Here is a 22,191-nt window from a genome sequence, read left to right as displayed (position 1 = left end):
CTTAACGTCGATGAGCCAGAGAACGCACCAGCCGATCACCCAGGCTTTGCACGCCCTGGACCAGAATCACCAGCACCACCACGGTGGCGACCATTACTTGATTGTTGAAACGCTGATAGCCGTAACGGATCGCCAGATCGCCGAGCCCGCCACCGCCGATGACCCCGGCCATCGAAGAGAATCCGATCAGCATCACCAGGGTCAAAGTGATACCGGCGAGCAACGCCGGCAGCGCTTCGGGCAGCAGCACTTTGCCGATCACATGCCAGATGTCGCCGCCCATGGCGAGGATCGCTTCGATCCGGCCCTTGTCGACTTCATCCAGCGCGTTTTCGACGATGCGGGCGAAAAACGGAAATGCACCGATGGTGATCGGCACCACGGCGGCGGTGCTGCCGAGCGTCGTGCCGACCACCAATCGAGTCAGCGGAATCAGAGCAATCAGCATCACCACAAACGGCAGCGAGCGCCCGAGATTGACCAGTGCGCTCAATGCGCCATTGAGCCGTGGCAACGGATGCAGTCCGCCGCGACGGCTGATGAACAACAGCACGCCGAGCGGCAAACCGATCAGCAGCGTGAACAGCCCCGCCAGCAGCACCATGTACAGGGTTTCCCCAGTGGCGTTGAGCAGCAGTTGCAGGATTTCATCCCAGTTGATTGTGCGGTTCATGAGTGGGCCGCCCGCACGCCGTATTGCCTGAGAAAACTCAGCCCCGGCGCGGCATGCCCCAACGGCAAGCCGCAACTCGGTCGTAACGAAGCACCGAGACTTGATTGCGGATCAGCCAGCAAACGCGGCACCGGTCCGGCTTCGACCAGTCGCCCGTTAGCCATCGATGCCGCGTGATCGCAGATCGATTTGACCACCTCCAGTTCATGGGTGATCAGCACGATGGTCAGGCCCAACTGACGATTGATGTCGCGCAGCAGTTCGAGAATCGAGGTCGTGGTTTCCGGGTCGAGGGCACTGGTGGCTTCGTCCGACAGCAGATAGGCAGGACGTGCCGCCAACGCCCGGGCGATGCCCACCCGCTGCTTCTGCCCACCGGATAATTGCGAGGGAAACGCCTCGGCCTTGTCGCTCAAACCCACCAGATTCAGCAGTTCCCGCACCCGCGCCTGACGCTGTGGTTTGCTAACCTTGGCGATTTCCAGTGGCACGGCGATGTTGTCGAAAACGTTGCGTGAGTGCAGCAGATTGAAGCCTTGAAAGATCATGCCGATGCGTTGCCGCTGGCGGCGCAGATCGCTGTCAGACAGGCTGAGCAGATCAACACCGTCGAGCAGAATCCGTCCGCTGTCCGGCCGTTCGAGCAGGTTGAGGCAGCGCAGCAACGTCGATTTACCCGCACCGCTGCGCCCGATGATTCCGTAAATCGCACCGTCCGGAATGTTCAGCGACACCTGATCCAGCGCCGCTGCGCTGGCCGTCGGGTAAGTCTTGCTCAACTGCTCGACGACGATCATGGCTTGCCGTCCACCACTGGAATCACCGACCCGGAGAAGTTGTCCGTGATGTACTTCGCCACTTGCGGCGATGTCAGGTCTTTGGCCAGTTGCCGAATGCGCGGATCGTCCTGCAGTTTTGGCGTGGTCACGAGAATGTTGGCGTAGGGATTGTGCTCGGATTTCTCCAGCCCCAAGGCATCCTTGGCCGGCACCAGTCCGGCGTCCAGCGCGTAGTTGCCGTTGATCACCGCCAGATCGACATCGTCCAGCGCTCGCGGGATCTGTGGTGATTCGATTTCAAGGATTTTCAGCTGTTTCGGGTTTTCGGCGATGTCCTTGGGTGTCGCCTGATCCGCTGCCGGGTCGTTGAAACCGGGCTTGAGTTTGATCAGACCGTTGTCCTGCAACAGGTACAGCGCGCGACTCAGATTGGTGACGTTGTTGGGCACGGCCACGGTGCCTTTCTGCGGCACCTCGGCAAAACTTTTGTGCCGACGCGAGTAGATGCCCAGCGGCTCGATATGCACGGTGGCGGCTACGGCAAATTTCTCGCCGAGCGCCTGTTCCTGGGACTTGAGGTATGGCAGATGCTGGAAGTAATTGGCATCGACATCGCCATGGGCGAGCAGCTCGTTGGAGTTCACGCCGTTGGGGATTTCGATGACTTTGAGATTGAGTTGCGGATCGATTTTCTGGATGTACGCGAGAATTTGCGCATGCGGCACCGGGTCAGCGGCCACCCGCAGCGGCTCCAGCGCCTGAGCACTGTTGGCAGTCACCAGCGCAGCGAGGACGGCCAGGGTCAAACCTGTTTTTTTCAACATGTGCGAAGTCCTTGAGCGAGTGATGAATCAGGCGGATTGCGGCAGCAGCGCATCGGCATAGAAGCGCCGCGCGACATCGGGATGCGAGCGCAGACGTCCCTTGAGGTAGTTCCAGCCGACATCGCGAAACAGCGGATTGTCCGGATCACTCGCCGGCCCACGGGCCTCGCGCAGCAGCGCGGTTGGCAACGGATACAGCGGCACCACGGCATCCAGTTGCGCACCGAGGAAAAACGCGATGGACAGGCGCTCGCTGCCCACCGGCGGCGAAACCACCCGATGCACCGTGGCACGCAGATAACCGTTGCTCGCCAGTTCGAGCAATTCGCCGATGTTCACCACCAGCGTGTTCTCGCGGGGCAAGGCATCGATCCAGCGGCCCTCTTCGATCTCCACTTGCAGGCCGGCCTGCTGGTCTTGCAGCAGAAAACTGAGGAAACCGGAATCCTTGTGCGCGCCGACACCTTGATTGCTTTCGCCGGTCGCAGTGCCGGGATAGCGCATCAACTTGATATGTTCGTTGGGTTTGTCGCCGTACAACTGATCGAACGCATCTGCTCGCAGCGACAGTGCCTGGGCGAAAGCGCCGAGCAGCCGCAACGACATGCGCGTCATCGCCTGTTGCCATTCGAGCAGCAGCGGTTTGAGTTCAGGTAGCGTGGCTGGCCATTGATTAGGCCCCTGCAAGCGCGCCCAGAACGGACTGTCTGCTTGCAATGGCAGCGTTTCGCGCTCGGCACCCAGATCGAACTGTTCGCGCAAATCAGGTTTGCCGCGAGTGATCTCGGAAGCCGCACGGTTGTAACCGCGAAAATGCGGCGAGTTGATCATGCCGACAGCGGTTTTCTCGCCCTCGGGCAATGCGAAGAACTGGCGGGCGTGATCCTGCACCTGCTTGAGCAAAGCACTGTCGATGCCATGGCCGGTGAGATAAAAGAACCCGACGTCACGCGCGGCGTGACGCAGGTTTTCCAAAAACTCATAACGCTGTTGCGCGGTGCCTTCGAACAACGAAAGGTCCAGCGTCGGTAGTGCGGTGATATCGAGGGTATGCGGCATGATTCACTCCCGTGTGAACCAAACCTGAAGAGCCTTTGATCGATTCAGCGTGTGCCGTCATGGCAATCGGGGGTCTATCGGTTTGATGCGTTTGATTCGTCGTGAGACAAAACTAAACGATCTTAAAAACGCCGAACAAATACCTTTTTCGCATTAGCTTAGGTCTGAAGAAACACCGCAGCTCACACGAGCTTATCGTGGCGAGGGGATTTATCCCCGTTGGGTTGCGAAGCAGCCCCAAAACCGGCCACCTGTATTCTTCAGGTACACCGAGTGCTCAGACTTCACGACAGCTGCGCAGCCGAACGGGGATAAATCCCCTCGCCACAGAGATTCTCGCAACTACACCCCCTGTAGCGCTGCGGTACGCGGCGCCTACAGGGATCGCACTTCTTAGGTCACATTGTCGTAAAACGGTTTGACCGATACCCGGCTGCCGACAAAAAAGCTGTCCGCTACCAAACGTAGCGGCTGAAGGTCGAGATCGCTGGTTTTGTTGCCAATGAGTTGCTGGAAGTGCCGATAAACAGCCGCGTACTCGCCCTCCTCCGACACCGTCTGGCGCACGCCATCGATGCTCAGCAACGCGCCACCGTTATCGAGGCGCAGGGAGCCTTCGGCGCAGCGCACTTCGATACTCCAGAGTTCATCGTGACCGTGGTCGAAATCGAATTCGGCGCGGATATCGAGCTGGTTGGCGTCAGACATCTTGATCGAAGCGGCAATCGGCGACTGGCAGTTGTCGGGAACACGCAGCTCGGCGGACTCGACAAACAGCGGCAGCGCCAGCAGATGGGTGGCAATCGACAAAGCATTGATGCCCGGATCGAAGACGCCCAGGCCGCCGGGTTGCCAGATCCATGTCTGGCCGGGGTGCCATTTGCGCACGTCTTCCTTCCAGTCGATCCGAACGCTTTGCAAGGTGCGTGTTGCCAGCCAGTCACGGGCGGCGGCGATGCCCGGCGCGTAGCGTGAATGCCAGGCAAACAGGCCGCTGACGCCTTGTTCGGCGACCTGATTTACCAACGCCATCGCTTCGCCCAAGGTCGCGCAGGGAGGTTTTTCCACCAAGACGTGTTTGCCAGCGGCCAGCGCTTGTTGCACCAGCGCAAAACGCCCTTGGGGTGGCGTGCAGAACGCAATCGCATCGACCTGCGGGCCGTGCTCAAGCAGTTCGCCCAAACTTTGAAAGTTCTCCACTCCGGCGCAGGGCTTGCCTTGCGTGGCGACTGCCACCAGGTGAAACGCCGGGTTGGCGTGGATGGCGGGAACGTGTTGATCCTGGGCAATCTTGCCGTAACCCACCAGACCGAGACGGATCGGTTGCATCAGTGACTCCTGTTTTTTGTTCTTGTCTTGGCATGCGAATGGGCCAATGTACGTGCTTCCTCGCTGGCGCTCCAGAGCCATTGCGGACGGCGCATTGAATTCATCGTTATGAGCTAATAACGCCTTCATTAAACCGTAGCTCACACGTTGTACTAGGATAGGAACCAGTTCCTGAGTCTGGCCGTCGCCCAAGGATCTCGTCGACGGCCCCGCAGGAAGGTTTGTTCCACCCGTAACTCATGGATGAAGCATATGAATTCGCACTTGTTCCCGCACATCGGCAAAGTCATCGCCAGCACCGGCAGCCGGCACTTTCCGCGCATGCTGCATGACCTGATCCTCACCCAATTGGCGGTCGACGCCACGCACATCCGCCAGATGCGGGTCGACCCGGTGGGCCTGACATCCAGTCGCAGCGAGTTGAAAACCACCAAAGAACCGGGGCTGATGGCCGAAACCGTGTTCTCCGAGCACAGCGCCGCGCCCGCCAGCGATCTGCCGATTGCGCCTGAAACGACAACCGCTGATACCTCACAGTTGCACCTGACCCGGCGCAAGGATGGCTATCGCTACGTGATTTCGGTGTACCGCAGCGACCAGTCGCAACGCTTTTCCGCTCACGAGCGCAGTCTTTTGCAGGACATCTCTCCCGTGCTGATGCCGATGGTGGAAAACCACATCAACGCCCTGCAACCGGCAAGCATTGAGGCCGAGAGTCGGCCCGAGATAGCGCCTGGCACGCAACAAGGCCTGGAAACCCTGCGCCTGCGCTTCAGCGAACGCTTGCAGCAACTGCAACTGAGCCTGTCGAACCGCGAAACAGAAGTGTGCATCGGCCTGCTCGCCGGCCGCACCGCGCCGGAACTGGCCGAACAGTTGCAGTTGAAGGTCAACACCGTGGAAAGCTATCTCAAGCGAGCGGCGATCAAACTGGGGATCAGCGGACGACATTCGCTGATGCGCTGGATGTATTTGCCGGAAGACAGCGTCGCAATGCCAGGCTCCTCCAACGCTGCCTGACAATGGAATCAGCGTGGCACGGCCTCTACAGGGTTATGCGGGCCCCGGGAAATCTCTGTGGTGAGGGGATTTATCCCCGTTCGGCTGCGCAGCAGTCGTGAAGCCTGAGCACTCGGTGAACCTGAAAAAATACAGATATCAGGTTTTGGGGCTGCTTCGCAGCCCAACGGGGATAAATCCCCTCGCCACAATGAGTTCCTACAGGGAGGGGATCAGTCTCGGGCCAGTGCTTCGATGGGGTCGAGGCGTGAGGCGTTGCGTGCCGGGACGAAGCCGAAGACGATGCCGATCAGCGTCGAGCAGATCACCGCTGTCAGCACCGATGTCAGCGAGAACACCATCTGCCACTCCTTGATGAACAGCGTGAACAGATGCCCGATGGCATAGGACAGGGAAATCCCTATCGCGCCGCCGAGCAGGCAAACCATCACTGCTTCCACCAGAAACTGCTGACGAATATCCGATTGTCGCGCCCCGACCGCCATGCGAATGCCGATTTCCCGCGTCCGCTCGGTCACCGACACCAGCATGATATTCATCACCCCGATCCCGCCAACCACCAGCGAGATCACCGCGATCAACGACAGCAGCAACGCCAGTGAGCGACTGGTTTTCTGCACTGTCTGCATGACACTGTCGAGGTTGTTGGTGAAGAAATCCTTGGTCCCGTGTCGCTGTAACAGCACCTGAGTGACGTGTTCTTCCACCAGTTTGCTCGGCTGACCTTCCTTGATCCGCACGCTGATGCTGTCCAGATAACGCTGGCCCAGTAGCCGTCCGGCAGCGGTTTCGTATGGTACCCAGACATTCAATGTCTTGCCCGAGGCAAACAGGTTTTTGTTCTCTGCCGCCACGCCGATCACCGTGCATGGCAGGTTGCCGATCAGGATCACCTGCCCCAGCGGATCGACGCCTTCACCGAACAACCGCAAACCAGTGTTGTGATCGATGACCACGACCTGCGCCTGACGCCGGGCATCGCTTTCGCTGAAAGGTATGCCCGCCTGCATCTTGATCCCGCGCACTTGAAAGTATTGATCGCTGACGCCGTTGACCTGTGCATCGATGTCGATGTTGCGATAGCGCAGCAACATGCTGCGACCGACCATCGGTGTTGCGCTGTCGACGTAATACAGTTGATTCAGCGCCGTGACATCAGCGGGTACCAGTGTTTCGATGGATGACGCACGTTTATCGCCGAAACTGCTGCCGGAATAGACATCGATGGTGTTGCTGCCAATCGCCGAAATGTCCTTGAGCACGTAGTTCTTGGCGCCCTCACCGATGGCCGAGATCGACACCACCGAAGTGATGCCGATGACAATCCCGAGCATGGTCAACAACGTGCGCATCCGGTGCGAAACCAGCGCCACCCACGCCATGTTGAAGGCTTCCCTGAACAAGCCGAGGCTGGCTACCAATCGACGAGTTGCCGGCGGTTTACGCGGCACCTCGTCAGCATCCGGCAGTTGAGTGGTGTCGCGCACGTTGGCGCGGTCATTGATGATTTCGCCGTCGCTGACCTCGATGATGCGCTCGGCGTTGGCCGCGACTTTCGGGTCGTGGGTGACCAGAATCACCGTGTGCCCGGCGGCGTGCAGCTCCAGGAGAATGCGCATCACCTCTTTGCCGCTGGCGGTGTCGAGGGCACCGGTCGGTTCGTCAGCGAGGATCACTTCACCACCGTTCATCAAGGCCCGGGCAATACTCACCCGCTGCTGCTGGCCACCAGAGAGCTGGCTCGGCCGATGGCTCAGATGCCCTTCCAGCCCCAGCCGCGCCAGCAACTCGCGGGCACGGGCATGGCGCTGAAGCGGCGGCGTGCCGGCATAGATCGCCGGCATCTCGACGTTGTGCATCGCACTCAAGTGCGGCAGCAAGTGATAGCGCTGGAAGATAAAACCGAAGTAGTCACGACGCAGCTCCGCGAGGGCCTGATCGTCCAGGTCGCGGGTTTCCTGACCGTTGATTTTATAGCTGCCGGACGTAGCGTAATCGAGGCAACCGAGGATGTTCATCAGTGTCGATTTGCCGGAACCGGAAGCGCCGATAATCGCCACCATTTCCCCGGCATTGATCGTCAGATTGATGTTATTCAGCGCGAGAAACTCGCGATCCCCGGCAGTAAAACTACGGGTAATGCCGGTCAGTTGCAGCAGCGGTTCAGTCATGCTCAAGCCCCCGCTACGGCTGGCAATGGATCACCGATCACCACCCGGTCACCTTCGACCAAACCGTCGTTGATCTGCACTTTGACGTTGTTGTTGATCCCGGTCTGCACATTGCGCGATTGCGCGATGCCCTTGGCGTCCAGCACCCGCACCGGAAAACTGCCATCGGCATTGCGCGGTCCGAGCGCTGCAACAGGAACGGTCAGTACAGCTTTGGCGGTGTCGAGCACGATACGCACTTGCGCGGTCATCGAGATACGCAGGCGATGATCGAGATTCGGCACATCGAACAACGCGTTATAGAACACCGCCGTATTTTGCTTCGGAGTACCGGCGGGCGCGGTTTCGAGGAAGTTTTGCGGTGCCGGCTCGGTCCCGCGCAGCTTGCCGTAGTAACGTTTGTCCTCACCGAGGATGGTGAAATACACCTGCTGCCCCGGCGCAATGTGAATCACGTCGGCCTCGGACACTTGCGCCTTGATGGTCATGGTGTCGAGGTCTGCCAGTTTCAGCAGTACGGGGGCCAGTTGACTGGCGATCACGGTCTGGCCTTCCTGCGTGACGATGCCGACCACGTCACCATCGATCGGCGCGACGATTCGTGTGTAGGCCAGGTTGACCTTGGCGGTGTCGATCTGGATGTGTGCGCTCTTGATCTGCGCATCCAGCGACAACAGGTTGGCTTGCTGCACTTCGTAGTTCGACTCCGCGGTTTCGAAGTCCTGCCGGGAGATCGACGCGTCCTCCTGCAAGTTCTTGTAGCGCTCGTAGATGGCTTTGGTCTGCTTGAGCTGGGCCTGTGTCGCCCGGCGCTGGGCTTGCAGGTTTTCCTCATCGACCTGCGCCTGACGCAGAGTGTTTTGCAGCACCAGCGGATCGATTTCCGCCAGCCACTGGCCCTTCTTCACTTTGTCGCCGACCTTGACCTTGAGCGACTTCAATTGCCCGGACACCTGAGCGCCGACGTCGACCTGCTTGATGCCCTCGAGCAAACCGGCAGCCAGCACGGTGTTTTCGATATCTGCGCGCTCGACCGGCGCGGTCAGGTATTTCGGCGCTTCGGCCGGCGCCTGCACGGTGTAGAACACCAGCCCGGCCACCGCCATCAGCGCCATTCCCATAACGATTTTGCGCAACTTCAGCTTTTCCATAAATGACCACAAATCCGTTCAGGGACAAACCCGGCCAGCGACCGGGTTGCAATTGAAAAGCAAGCTTCAGGACAACACTTCGCCCGCCGTCACCGACAAACCGTCATGCCACCACGCCGCGAGACTGAAGACATTCGGAGCCTTGAGAATCGTGAAATGGTTGCCCGGCCCATACCACACCGCCAGATCCCTGACCTGACGCTGCCAGCCTTCCAGCATGGCCGCTTGCTCACGCTCGTTGTCCGCCGCGTCCAGTGTCGGGTCATCGACCAGTGCCAGCCGCACTGGCCCGTTATAGGCCTGACTCGGCTGATAAACCGTGCGCAATGCCGTGGCAAAGGTGCGTACCGGCCCATGCATGGCCTGCGGCGCAGCGCGGTGCGAAAGCACGCCGGCACGCACCATTCCCGCGTGCAGCAAGCGCATTTGCGTTACGTCGTCAGCCTCGGCGAAGGTCAGTGGGTCAATGCCCAGCGATTTGCCGCTGGACAACTGCAGCGTCTCGATCAGGCGCTGTAACGCGGCCGTCGGCGTGTAAGGTTTGCCAGCCGCGCCATCACCGCCGGGCGACTCGCTGTCGATCAATGTCAACGAAGCCACCACGCGCCCGGCCGCTTGCAACTGCGCGGCCATGGCGTGCGCGACCCAACCGCCGAAGGAGTGGCCAATCAAATGCACGGCCCCTTGCGGATAAACCTGCTCGATGGCCTTCAGATAAAACGCCGCAGCGGCTTCCACCTGACTGTGTGGCACGCCCGCACCGTCGAGACCACGAGGTTGCAAGCCGATAATCGGCCACTCGGGGCCCAGCGCTTCTGTCAGGTGAATGAACCCCGTCACGCTGTCACCGGCGCCAGGCACACAGTAGATCGGTGCATGCCCGGCGTACCCGGTTTGAATGGTCAGCAATGGCTGATACAACTCCGGTTCAGGCGCCGTCGCGGTTTCCAGTGCCCGGCTGAGCGCTTGCCCGAGTGCCTGGATATGCGGGTTTTTCATCATCGTCCGGTGATCACCGGGCACATCGATGCAATGCAATGTTACGCCGGGCAACTTTTCGCTCCAGCCCCTCGTCGGGTCAGGCGTTGACTGTCCTTGCATGAGTTCCTGAGCGCGGAACAGATGAATCGGCTGACGACTCGGGCTGAGCCGGTAATGCGCCAACGCCTGCCCGTGGGCGGCTTCACGATCAAAGTAATGCCATGCCTGCGCCGACGTCAGCGCAGACAATTCCGGGTCGGGCAAATCCTGCTCCTGACAGCGTTTGAAGAGCTCGTCGAACTCGATTCGCTCGACTTCAGCCGACAACAACGCCACACCCGCCAGCGCTTCATGGCTGTCTGCGCCAAGCATCATCGAGCGAGCACGGCAGTGATCCAGCAACTGATGGTTGTGCGAGTGCTCGCGGGTCCATTGCGCTTTGTTTTGGCTGGCATGATTCGGCGCATAAGTGTCGATCATCCCGACAAAAGCCACCGCCTCGTCCATACCCAGCAGTTGCTGGGTGACCTCATAGGCCAGCAGTCCGCCAAATGACCATCCCGCAAGACGATAAGGCCCATGCGGCTGTACTGAGCGGATGATCCCGACGAGTCGTGTTGCCAGACATTCGAAGGTGCGCAGTTGCGGTTGCCCAAGCGCGATGCCGGGCAATCCGTAAATCGGAAAATCACCCTCGATGTGCATGCCCAACGTCGGGAAATACACGTCCCTGCCGCTGAATTCATGCAGCAGAAACAGCGGCGTGCCGTGACCACTGGCACGCACCACGACCAACCCTTCCGGTTGTTCGGGAACCTCGCTGCGCTGGCTCAGGAGCGTACTGACAGACGCTACGCTCGGGTGTTGAAACAGCTCGGCCAATGTCAATTGCAACCCCGCACGCCGCATCAGATTGACCAGTCGAATCGCCAGCAATGAATGCCCGCCCGATTCGAAGAAATTGTCGTGGCGCCCGATCTGTTCAACGTTCAGCACTTCGCTCCAGATCTGCGCCAGTGCAATTTCAATCCCACCTTCTGGCGCCTCGAAAACACGGCTGAAAACGGCTTCATCCGCGGCTTTTGGCAATGCCTTGCGGTCGACTTTGCCGTTGGGAGTCAGCGGCATCACATCGAGGATGACGAAGGCAGCGGGCACCATGTATGCCGGCAATCGCTGTAGCACATGCGCTCGCAAGGTTTCAATGGTCGGTGCAGTGCCTTCGCGCAGGGTGCAATAGGCAACCAGCCGCTCATCGCGCACCAGCACCAGCGCTTCACGAACGAGCGGATGCTCGATCAACCGGGCTTCGACTTCCCCAGGCTCCAGACGCAGGCCGTGCAACTTGATCTGGAAGTCGTTACGCCCGAGGAACTGCAGGTTGCCATCGGTGCCGTAACGCACCAGATCGCCGGTCCGGTACAGACGATCACCGGGCACAAACGGGCTGTCGACAAAGCGCTCGGCCTGCGTTTGTGGCAAGCCCAGATACCCCCGGGCAACCCCGACACCACCGATGTGCAACTCGCCGCCGACACCGAACGGCACCGGCTGGTCATGCGCATCGAGCACATACAACCGGGTATTGCCAATGGCTTTGCCGATCGGCAATTCGGATGCCGGGACCGGCATGTGCGGTTCCAGCGTCCACACCGTGCTGTCGACCGTGGCCTCGGTCGGGCCGTAGACGTTGTGCAAACGTGCCCACGGCAAATGCTGACGCACACCATGGACCAGCGCAGCAGTCAGTTCACCACCGCCACAGAAAATGTCGGTGAGGCTACGGCACTCAGCGACATCCTCCACTTCGAGAAACTGTTGCAGCAGCGCCGGCACGAACTGGATAACCGTGATCCGCTGTTCACGGATCAGTTGCGCCAGGCCGGCCGGATCACGATGACCATCGGGGCGAGCCAATACCAGCCGCATACCGGCGCTCAGCGGCCAGAAAAGCTCCCACACCGAAGCGTCGAAACTCACTGGCGTTTTTTGCAGCAGCGCACTCTGCGCTGTCGGCGGGCAAATCTGCGAGCTCCAATGCACCAGATTGCACAAGCCACGGTGTTCCAGCATCACCCCTTTCGGCAGACCGGTAGAACCCGAGGTGTAGATCATGTACGCCAGATTCGAAGCGCTCAGATCGGGCACCTGCGGATTGCTCTCGGGTTGGTCCTGCCAGGTGCAGGCGTCAAAATCGATCAGCTTCAACTCGGCGTCGTCGAACAGCCTTCGAGTCGCACCATGCATCAGCACCGCCACCGGAGCACTGTCCTTGAGCATGTAGGCCAGGCGCTCCGCAGGATAAGCCGGGTCCAACGGCACATAAGCGCCGCCCGCCTTGAGAATGCCCAGCAGCCCCAACACCAGGTCCGGGCCGCGTTCGACGCAAATCGCCACCCGCGAATCCGCGCCCACGCCGTTCTGACGCAGGTGATGGGCCAGACGGTTTGCCCGAGTGTTCAGCTCGGCGTATGTCAGGCGCTGTTCACCTGCCACCACGGCGTCTGCCTGTGGTGTGCGCAACACTTGGGCTTCGATCATGGCGTGAATGGTTGGCTGCAGATCACAGGCGACATCGGTTGCGTTGAAGGCATAGAGCAAACGCTGCCGCTCGTCCTGCGAAAGCATCTCGACTTGTTCCAGCACCGCTTGATCATCGCTGATCAACACTTCGAGCAGCCGCTGGAAGTAACCGACAAACCGTTGCACCGTTGCTTCATCGAACAACGCCGTCGCGTAGTTCAAAGCACCGCGAACCCCTTCGCGGGTTTCGCCCAGACTCAGCGACAGGTCAAACTTCACGAAATGGCTAGCGCCGACTACAACTTCAAGGGTCAGTTCGCCCAAACTCAGCTCCGGTGCCACGCTGCTGTCCCAACTCAGCATGGTCTGGAACAACGGGCTGTGGGACAGGCTGCGAGCCGGCCGGGTGATTTCCACCACCTGTTCGAATGGCAGATCCTGATGCGCTTGCGCTTCCAGCGTGCGCGCCTTGACCTGCGCCAGCAGCGCTGCACCACTCAACGCCCCGCCGGTTTCGATGCGCAATGCCAGAGTGTTGACGAACATGCCGATCAACCCTTCGGTCTCCGCCCGGCTGCGGTTGGCGACCGGCGAACCGATTACTACATCGGTCTGACCCGACAGGCGACCGAGCAGCATCGCCCACGCACTCAGAATCACCATGTACGGCGTTACGCTATGTCGCTGACACAACGTTTTAAGCCCGGCACTCAGGCGCTCATCCAGCAGCACATCGACGCTGCCGCCGCTGTAGTCCTGCTGCGCCGGACGCGGACGATCCGTTGGCAACACCAGCAAGGCTGGCGCATCGGCCAGCGCCTGTTGCCAATATTCACTTTGGCGTTGCAACACGTCACCGGCCAGCCAGCGCCGTTGCCACACCGCGTAATCGGTATATTGCAGCGCCAATGGCGGCAGCGGATCGACCTGGTCATGACTGAACGCCTGATACAGCGACATCAGTTCGCGAGTCAGCACGCCCATCGACCAGCCATCGGAGATGATGTGGTGCAGCGTCAGCAACAGCACATGATGATCGTCGGCCAAACGCACCAGTCGCCCCCGAATCAATGCATCGTGCTGCAAGTTGAACGGTGCAGAAGCTTCGTCAGCAATCAGTTTTTGCAAGACATCCTCGGCTTGCGGGTGCTGACGCAAATCCTCGACCCGCAACAACGCAGCGGGCACATCCGGCATGATCAGCACCTGAGCGTGGTCATTGAACTCGGCGAAACGGCTGCGCAAGGTTTCGTGACGACTGACAATTCGCGACAGGCTCCGTTGCAGTGCGTTTTCGTCGAGCCGACCGCGCAAGCGCAGACCGACAGGGATGTTGTAAGCCGTGTTGCCGCCATCCATCTGCGACAGGAACCACAGGCGTTGCTGGGCAAACGACAACGGCAGAGTTTCGTCGCGTACCGCCGGCAAAATGTCTGGCAACGTGCTGCGCCCTGCCCGGCTCAGCACATCGGCGACGGCCGCCAGTTCCGGGTTGGCAAACAAATCGCCGAGGGTCAGTTCCAGCCCCAGCTGTTGGCGGACCTGGGACAACATTCGCATCGCCAGTAATGAGTGGCCGCCCAGTTCGAAGAAGCTGTCGCGACGTCCGACCTGCTCGACCTGCAGCACTTCGGCCCACACTTTTGCGAGATTTTCTTCGAGCACGCCGACCGGGGCTTCATAGGCTCGGCTGAGCAGCGCGTCCTGCGCGGGAGCCGGTAGCGCCTTGCGATCGACCTTGCCATTGTTGTTCAACGGCAAAGTGTCGAGCTGTACCCAGGCTGACGGCACCATGTACTCCGGCAGGCGTGCCTGCAATTGTCCGTGCAGGCTGGCGATGTCCAGATCAGCGTGCGCGGTGTAGTAAGCCACCAGACGCATGGTTTCCTGCCCGTCACGTCGCGCCAGCACTACCGCTTCCTTGATGCCCGCACAGCCCAGCAGGCGGTTTTCGATTTCCCCCGGTTCAATCCGGAAGCCGCGAATCTTCACCTGATCGTCATTGCGTCCAATGCACTCCATCTGCCCCGGTGCTTGCCAGCGTGCGAGATCCCCGGTGCGATAGAGCAGCGCATCGGGCCTGGTGCTGAACGGATCGCGAAGGAATTTTTCGGCGGTCAGTTCCGGCCGGTTCAAGTAACCCAGCGCCACGCCCTGCCCGCCGATGTACAGCTCGCCGGTCACGCCCATCGGCACCGGTTGTTGGTACCCGTCGAGCACGTACACCTGAGTGTTGGAGATCGGTCCGCCAATCGGCACGCTGTCGGCGTCTGCGGCCACGGCCTGGACTTCGAAAGTCGTGGCGTACGTGGTGGTTTCAGTCGGCCCGTAGCAATGCACGATCCGCAGTTGTGGCGCCTCGGCCAACAGTCGACGGAACGCCGCCGGATCACCCCGCTCGCCGCCACACAGCAGAATGCGCAGGGCTTTGAGCGCCTGCGGAATCAATTGCACGTACTGATTGAACAACGCCGTGGTGACGAACAGCACCGTCGCCCCCGAGGCGTTCAGTTCGCGACCGAATGCTTGTGGATCAAGCAACGTGGCATGATCGATGACCACCACCTGTCCGCCGTTGAGCAACGGCCCCCAAATGTCCATGGTGCTGGCATCGAACGCGGGATTCGAGGCGAAGACCACCCGGTCCTGCGCATTGAAATCGGCGTAACCGTTGTTGATCACCAATCTGCCGATGGCACGATGCGGCACCATCACACCTTTGGGCAGGCCGGTGGAACCTGAGGTGTACATGACGTACGCCAGCGACTGCGAGGACTGCGCCAGGCCCGGGTTGTGCGTCGGCTGACCGTCCAGCAGCAAAACATCCAGATCGATGCGGCGTACGGCATATTCGATAGCCTCATCGTCCAGCGTCAGCAACGCCACTGCCTGGCAGTCCTGCACCATGAACGCCTGACGTTCGGCGGGGGCATTGATATCCAGCGGCACGTAGGCCGCCGCGCATTTGGCAATCGCCAGTTGCGCGACCAGCAGATCCAGCGAACGTGGCAGCAGGATCGCCACCTGATCGCCCGGCTGCACGTTCTGGCCGATAAGGTAATGGGCCAGACGATTGGCGCGAACGTTGAGTTCTTCATAACTCAACGAATGCGAACCATGCCGCGCTGCCACGGCCTGTGGGCGTGTGGCTGCCTGCTGCTCGAAAAGCGCATGTACCGTCAGCGCCTGCGGATACTCGCGCTCGGTGGCGTTGAAATCGAACAGCAGGCGTTGCCGCTCTTCCTCTGCTAAAAGCTGCACTTGTTCCAGCACCGTCTGGTCATTGCCGACCATCGCCCGCAACAGCTGCTGGAAGTAGCCGATATAACGTCGGACGGTCGATTCATCGAACAACGCCGTGGCGTAGTTCAGCGAACCGCGAATGCCCCCCTGCACCTCACCCAGCGTCAACGTCAGGTCGAACTTGGCGATCTGGCTTGTGGCCGCGAGACCTTCGAGCACCAGGTCATCCAGACGCAGATTCGGGCCTGCGCTGCTGTCCCAGCTCAACGTCGTCTGAAACAACGGACTGTGCGCCAGGCTGCGCACTGGCCGGCTGATTTCTACCACCTGTTCAAATGGCAGATCCTGATGGGCCTGCGCCTCCAGTGTGCGGGCCTTGACCTGCGCGAGTAACGCTTCGACGTTCAGCTCGCCGGAAGTGTCGATGCGCATGGCCAGCGTGTTGACGAACATGCCGATCAAGCCTTCGACCTCGGCTCGGGTGCGATTGGCCACCGGCGAGCCGATCAGCACATCCGACTGGCCGGACAAGCGACTCATCAGCATCGCCCAGGCACTCAACATTGCCATGTACGGCGTTACACCGTGACGCTGGCAAAGCGTCTTGAGCCCGGCACTGAGGTTTTCGTCCAGCACCACGTCAACGTTGCTGCCGCTATAGTCCTGCTGCGCCGGGCGCGGACGGTCGGTCGGCAGCAACAGCAAGGCCGGTGCATCGGCCAGCGTCTGTTGCCAGTATTCACTCTGACGCTGCAACACCTCGCCGCTCAGCCAGCGCCGTTGCCACACTGCGTAGTCGGTGTATTGCAGGGCCAGCGGTGGCAGCGGATCGTCCGCGTTTTGACGGAACGCCTGATACAGCGCCATCAGTTCGCCGGTCAACACGCCCATCGACCAGCCGTCAGCGATGATGTGGTGCACCGTCAGCAACATGACATGCTCATCGTCCGCCAGACGTACCAGTCGCCCGCGAATCAGTTGATCGTTCTGCAAATCGAAACCTGTCGAGTTTTCCTGCTCGATCAGCGCCTGCAATGCCTCGTCAACCTGGGGGTGCCGGCGCAAGTCTTCGAGCCGCAGCAACCGGCCGTTGTCGGTCGGTACGATCAGCACCTGCGCTTCGTCGTTGACCCGTACGAAGCGGCTGCGCAAGGTTTCGTGACGAGCAACAATTCGGGCCAGTGCCTGTTGCAATGCTTCTTCATCGAGTCGACCGCGCAAGCGCAGGCCAATCGGGATGTTGTAGGCCGAATTGCCACCCTCCATCTGTGCCAAAAACCACAGGCGTTGCTGGGCAAACGATAGCGGCAGCGCGGTCTCACGCGGCGCCGGCAGAATATCCGGCAGCGTGCTGCCTGCGGCCCGGCTCAACTGGTCAGCGACCGCAGCGAGTTCAGGGTTGGCAAACAACTCGCTCAGCACCAGCTCCAGCCCCAACCGCTGGCGAACCTGCGCCACCATGCGCATCGCCAGCAGCGAGTGACCGCCAAGTTCGAAGAAGTGATCCTGGCGCCCGACCCGTTCGACTTGCAGGACGTCGGCCCAAACCTGTGCCAGGGCGATTTCCAGCTCGCCTTGCGGGGCCTGATATTCACGGGTAAACAGCGCCGAAAGGTCGGGCGCGGGCAAAGCCTTGCGGTCGACCTTGCCATTGGCGGTCAAAGGCATTGCATCGAGTTTGACGAAGGCCACCGGCACCATGTACTCCGGCAATCGGGCCAGCAGTTGCGTACGTAACTCGCCCACCAGCAGCGGCTCGACGTGCGCTTGCTCGGTGAAGTACGCCACCAGTCGCGGCTGACCAGGTTCGTCCTCACGGGCCAGCAACACGGCGTCCTGAACGCCCGGCAACTGGTTAAGGCGAGTTTCGATTTCACCGAGTTCGATCCGCATGCCACGGATTTTCACTTGATCGTCGTTGCGACCGAGATAGTCGAGCGTGCCGTCTTCGAGCCAGCGAGCGAGGTCTCCGGTGCGGTACATCCGCGCATCTGGCAGGTTGCTGAACGGGTCACGCAGAAAACGTTCGGCCGTCAGTTCTGCACGGTTCAGATAACCTCGGGCCACACCCGCACCGCCAACGTACACCTCACCCGGGACACCCATCGGCACCGGGCGCTGCTGTTCATCGAGCAGGTAAACAGAGCCGTTCGCCACCGGTCGCCCAATGTGCAACATCTCGCCCGCCGCAATGCGTCCAGCCGTGGCAACCACGGTGGCCTCGGTCGGGCCGTAGTTGTTGATCACCTCGAAAGACTGATCACGACTGAACTGACGCAGGCGATCACCGCCGATCAAAAGTGTGCGCAGGGTCGGGTGCCCAAGGTTCTGGCTGAAGGCATATTCGGCAATCGGCGTTGGCAGAAAGCTCACGTCCAGCGGCTGCGCACGCCACCATTCAAGCAGCGCATCGATGTCTTCGCTGCCCTCATGAACCGGCGCCAGGTGCAGGGTCGCCCCCGCACACAACGCCGGCCAGACTTCCCACGCCATGGCATCGAAGCCAAACCCGGCCAGGCTTGAGGTGTGACGTCCGGCCTGCAAATCAAACGCCTCGCAGTGCCAGTCCACCAGATTGGCCAGCGTGTGGTGTTCGACCATTACGCCTTTCGGCAGGCCGGTAGAGCCCGATGTGTAGATCACGTAAGCCAGATGCCGTGTCGTCAGAGCCGGCAACCAAGGGTTATGAGTGAACTGCGAGGGCCATGCACCGAGATCCAGATCAATCACCGGCACGGCCAGTTCCGGCAAACGTGCACGCAGATCGCTTTGAGTCAGGACGAGGGACGGAGCACTGTCGTCGAGCAAGTAGCTCAAGCGCTCGAGCGGATGCGCCGGATCAATCGGCACATAACCGGCACCTGCCTTGAGAATCGCGATCAGCCCGACCAGCGTGTCCAGGCCACGTCGCGCGACGATGGCCACGCGGTCGTCGGGCCGCACACCCGATGCGATCAGATGATGCGCCAGCGCGTTGGCTCGGCGGTTGAGTTCGGCGTACGTCAGCCGAGCGCCGCCAGCCACCGCTGCCAGCGCCCCGGGCCGCTCGGCCACCTGCCTTTCGAAGCGCTGGACAATCGTCAGCGCTGTCGAATAAGCCGCGCGAGTTGCGTTGAATGCGACCAACAAGCGCTGGTGTTCCTCAACCGGGAGGATCGACAACCGACCAAAGCTCTGATGTGGCTCTTGATCCAGAGCGTTTAGTAACGAAGACAATGCAGCTTGCAGGTAATCGCAGATTCGCCGTGCATCAATTCCGGCACCGGCCAGTGCCGTCAGACTGAAGCCTTCGCCGAGGTCGTCGACACTGAGGGTCAGGCGATAGTTGGTGTGTTCTTCGGCTTCCAGCAACTGCATACCGTGCCAGGCGGCTTCAACCTCGGCAGACACCGGACCCGCCGGTGTGCTGTGGCGATAATTGAACAGCGTGCTGAACAGCGGCGTGCCGGCGGCCATCGCGCTGCACTGCTGAATCTGCGCCAACTGTACGTGTTCATGCTGCAGCAACTCACTCAAGCGTTGATGCGTGGCCAGTGCCGCGCCTTTCACGCTGTGCCCGCGCAGATCGATGCGCAGCGGCAACGTATTGATGAATACACCCAATGCCCGCTCCGAGCCTTCACCGCCCTGCAATCGCCCGAGCATCACGGTGCCAAACACCACATCCTCGCGGCTCGACAGTTGCCCCAGAACTTGCGCCCAGGCCAGGTGCATCAGGCTTGCGGCGCTTACCCCCAAGCGTCGGGCCTGGCTGCGTATGCTGTGACTCAAAGGGCTTGGCAACGTGAGTTGTGCCTGCTCGGCTGGCCCTTCATGCGTCGAATTCAGGCCGTAGGGCAAGGTAGGCTCGCAGACATCGCCAAGCATCTCGCGGAAGAATGTTTGATGCGCTTGTTCACTCAGGCCTGAGCGGGTATGCGCGACATAGTTACGGTACGGCACCGGCTCGGCCAGACGTTGCGACTCGCCAAGCAGAACCGCCTGCATCTCCTGTTGCAGCACTTGCAGGGCAACGTGATCCATCACCAGGTGATGGAACAGCAGCAACGCCACCACGCGCTGATTGGGCGTATCCCGGGCGTACACCACGCGCATCAGCGGCGCCTGGTCGATGGCCATGCGATAGACACCGCTGTCGAACCGCTGACGCAACCGCGCCATCGCATCATCACTTTGCGCATCCAGCGGCACGGCTTCGCAGACCAGCGAAGCTTTACGCCAGACGACTTGCACCGGTTCCTCCAGAGCGTCCCAGAACAGCGAGGTACGCAGGATGTCATGTCGCTCAATGACCTTTTGCAAGGCCTGGGCAAAAGCGTTCAGCCGTTGCTCATCGGCAAAGGCAAACTGCGCCTGCAACACATACGGATCACCCGCCGGCGCCGAGAGGTGATGGAATAGAATGCCGGCCTGCAACGGCGCCAGCGGATAAATATCCTGCACATTGGCCGCGCCGCCGGGAATGCTGGCGACGATCCGGTCGATGGCTGCCTGCTCAAGTGCCACCAGCGGCAGCAACTCAGGGGTGATGCGTGTGCAGTCCGGCGTGATCAAATTGCGCGAAATTTCCGCTTCAGGCTCACCGCCCACCGCAGCGGCCAGAGCGGCCAGTGTCGGTTGACCGAACAGCACGCGAATATCGGCCGTCAGCCCTGCACGACGCATGCGTGCGACAAGGTTGACCGCCATCAATGAATGCCCGCCCAGTTCGAAGAAATGGTCGTGGCGCCCTACCCGCTCGACGTTGAGCAACTCGGCCCAGAACTGCGCCAGAGTGATTTCCACATCGCCAACCGGGGCGACGTACTCACGGGTGGCGAGTGTCGATTGATCCGGTGCGGGCAAGGCCTTGCGGTCGATTTTGCCGTTCGGGGTCAGAGGCAAATCCTGCAGATGCACAAACAGCGCCGGGACCATGTAGTCCGGCAAGTGCTCAAGTAACCGACTGCGCAGCACGTCGACATCCATTGGCTCGCCGGTGTAATACGCCACCAGACGCTGATCGCCCGGGACGTCTTCGCGGGCCAGCACCACGGCCTCCTGCACCGATTCGATGCGCGTCAGATGCGCCTGAATCTCACCGAGTTCGATGCGCAGACCACGGATTTTCACCTGATCGTCATTGCGGCCCAGATACTCGATATTGCCGTCCGCCAGATAACGCCCGACATCGCCAGTGCGGTACATCCGTGCATTGATATGGTCACTGAACGGGTCTTTGAGAAAACGCTCGGCCGTCAGCTCGGGCCGGTTCAGGTAACCACGGGCCACCTGCACGCCACTGACGTACAACTCGCCGATCACGCCGTGAGGCACCGGTTGCTGGTGGGTATCGAGAATGTACAGGCGAATATTGCTGACGGGCTTGCCAATCGGCGGCGCAATTTGGGGCACCGCCGATTGCGGTTCCAGTGTCCATACCGTGCTGTCGACCGTGGCCTCGGTCGGGCCATAAACATTGTGCAGTCGCACGTGCGGCAAGCGCTCCCGCACACGCTGTACCAGCGCAGCCGTCAGCTCACCGCCACCACAAAAGACGTCGGTGAGACTGCGGCAATCGCTCACCTCGTCCAGTTCGAGAAATTGTTGCAGCAACGCTGGAACGAACTGAATGACACCGATCTGTTGCTCATCGATAAGCCGCGCCAGACTGGCCGGATCGCGATGTGCGTCAGGGTTGGCCAACACCAGTCGCAACCCGGCGGTCAATGGCCAGAACAGCTCCCACACCGACGCATCGAAACTGAACGGCGTCTTCTGCAACAGCGCCGTACCCACCGCAAGCGGACAAAGCTGCGTGCTCCAGTGCAGTAAATTGCTCAGGCTGCGGTGTTCGACCATCACCCCTTTGGGGGTGCCCGTGGAGCCTGAGGTATAGATCACGTAGGCCAGATTTTCGGCGCTCAGGCCGGGCACCTGCGGATTGCTCCGAGGCTGGTCTTGCCAGACGCAATCATCGAAGTCGATCAGTGTTGTGGCGGATGCGTCCAGCAAACCGTGAGTCGCGGCGTGCACCAGCACCGCCACCGGCGCACTGTCCTCAAGCATGTAAGCCAGGCGTTGCGCCGGATACATCGGGTCCAGCGGCACATAGGCGCCGCCCGCCTTAAGAATGCCAAGCAGACCGACAACCAGATCGACTCCGCGCTCGACGCAAATCGCAACAGGGCAATCCAGTCCCACGCCTTGCTCGCGCAGATGATGGGCCAACTGATTGGCCCGGCGGTTCAACTCCGCATAGCTCAGGCGCTGCTCGCCCGCGACCACGGCGTCCGCCTGCGGAGTGCGCAGAGCCTGCGCCTCGAACAAGCCGTGAATGGTCTGCTCAAAATCGAATTCGACGTCAGTCGCATTGAGGTCCAGCAGTAAACGCTGCCGCTCCTCGTCCGCCAGTATTTTCGTTTGCTCCAGCACCGCGTGATCATTGCTGACCATCGC

The 22,191-nt window shown here is 60.7% G+C and carries 9 protein-coding genes (1 of these 9 only partly in view); 1 reads left to right on the top strand and 8 read right to left on the bottom strand.

Translation table 11 applies throughout. From position 1 onward, the window contains the following. Position 1 precedes the first annotated feature (1 nt). From ACTWLJ_RS19180 to ACTWLJ_RS19160, 5 genes are all read right to left on the bottom strand, one after another. The gene (locus tag ACTWLJ_RS19180) at positions 2 to 673 is read right to left on the bottom strand and encodes a methionine ABC transporter permease (RefSeq protein WP_401208824.1); all 672 of its coding nucleotides are present in this window, start codon (positions 671 to 673) and stop codon (positions 2 to 4) included. Beyond that, complete coding sequence (locus tag ACTWLJ_RS19175) at positions 670 to 1,470, bottom strand: methionine ABC transporter ATP-binding protein (RefSeq protein ID WP_445178002.1); 801 nt, start codon at positions 1,468 to 1,470, stop codon at positions 670 to 672. Before ACTWLJ_RS19175 ends, ACTWLJ_RS19180 begins: the two co-directional genes overlap by 4 nt. Then, positions 1,467 to 2,276: a MetQ/NlpA family ABC transporter substrate-binding protein gene (locus tag ACTWLJ_RS19170; RefSeq protein ID WP_445178001.1), complete on the bottom strand. Its 810-nt coding sequence runs from the start codon at positions 2,274 to 2,276 to the stop codon at positions 1,467 to 1,469. The genes ACTWLJ_RS19175 and ACTWLJ_RS19170 overlap by 4 nt, the downstream gene beginning before the upstream one ends. A 27-nt stretch (positions 2,277 to 2,303) precedes the next feature. Continuing rightward, on the bottom strand, positions 2,304 to 3,335 hold the full coding sequence (locus ACTWLJ_RS19165; RefSeq protein WP_445178000.1) for an isopenicillin N synthase family dioxygenase: 1,032 nt from the start codon (positions 3,333 to 3,335) through the stop codon (positions 2,304 to 2,306). A 393-nt stretch (positions 3,336 to 3,728) separates the two neighbouring features. Beyond that, positions 3,729 to 4,664: a Gfo/Idh/MocA family protein gene (locus tag ACTWLJ_RS19160; RefSeq protein WP_445177999.1), complete on the bottom strand. Its 936-nt coding sequence runs from the start codon at positions 4,662 to 4,664 to the stop codon at positions 3,729 to 3,731. Positions 4,665 to 4,916: 252 nt separating this feature from the next. On the opposite strand from ACTWLJ_RS19160, the gene ACTWLJ_RS19155 reads away from it, so the two are divergent. Beyond that, entirely contained in the window at positions 4,917 to 5,684 is a 768-nt protein-coding gene (locus ACTWLJ_RS19155; RefSeq protein ID WP_445177998.1) for a helix-turn-helix transcriptional regulator, read from the top strand. 212 nt (positions 5,685 to 5,896) lie between these two features. Here ACTWLJ_RS19155 and ACTWLJ_RS19150 read toward each other — a convergent pair whose 3' ends face one another. The 3 genes from ACTWLJ_RS19150 to ACTWLJ_RS19140 form a co-directional block, all read right to left on the bottom strand. Then, positions 5,897 to 7,855, bottom strand: a complete 1,959-nt coding sequence (locus ACTWLJ_RS19150; RefSeq protein ID WP_445177997.1) for a MacB family efflux pump subunit — start codon at positions 7,853 to 7,855, stop codon at positions 5,897 to 5,899. Positions 7,856 to 7,857: 2 nt separating this feature from the next. Next, a complete protein-coding gene (macA, locus tag ACTWLJ_RS19145; RefSeq protein WP_445177996.1) occupies positions 7,858 to 9,006 on the bottom strand; it encodes a macrolide transporter subunit MacA in 1,149 nt (382 codons plus the stop codon). Positions 9,007 to 9,072: 66 nt separating this feature from the next. Further along, positions 9,073 to 22,191 carry the 3' portion of a non-ribosomal peptide synthase/polyketide synthase gene (locus tag ACTWLJ_RS19140; protein ID WP_445177995.1) on the bottom strand. Its footprint extends 4,719 nt past the window's final position, so the window shows 13,119 of its 17,838 coding nt (coding positions 4,720-17,838); its start codon lies beyond the right edge, outside the window; it ends in the stop codon at positions 9,073 to 9,075.

The sequence above is a fragment of the Pseudomonas sp. McL0111 genome (assembly GCF_052567255.1).
This window is presented reverse-complemented; position numbering and strand designations above follow the sequence as displayed.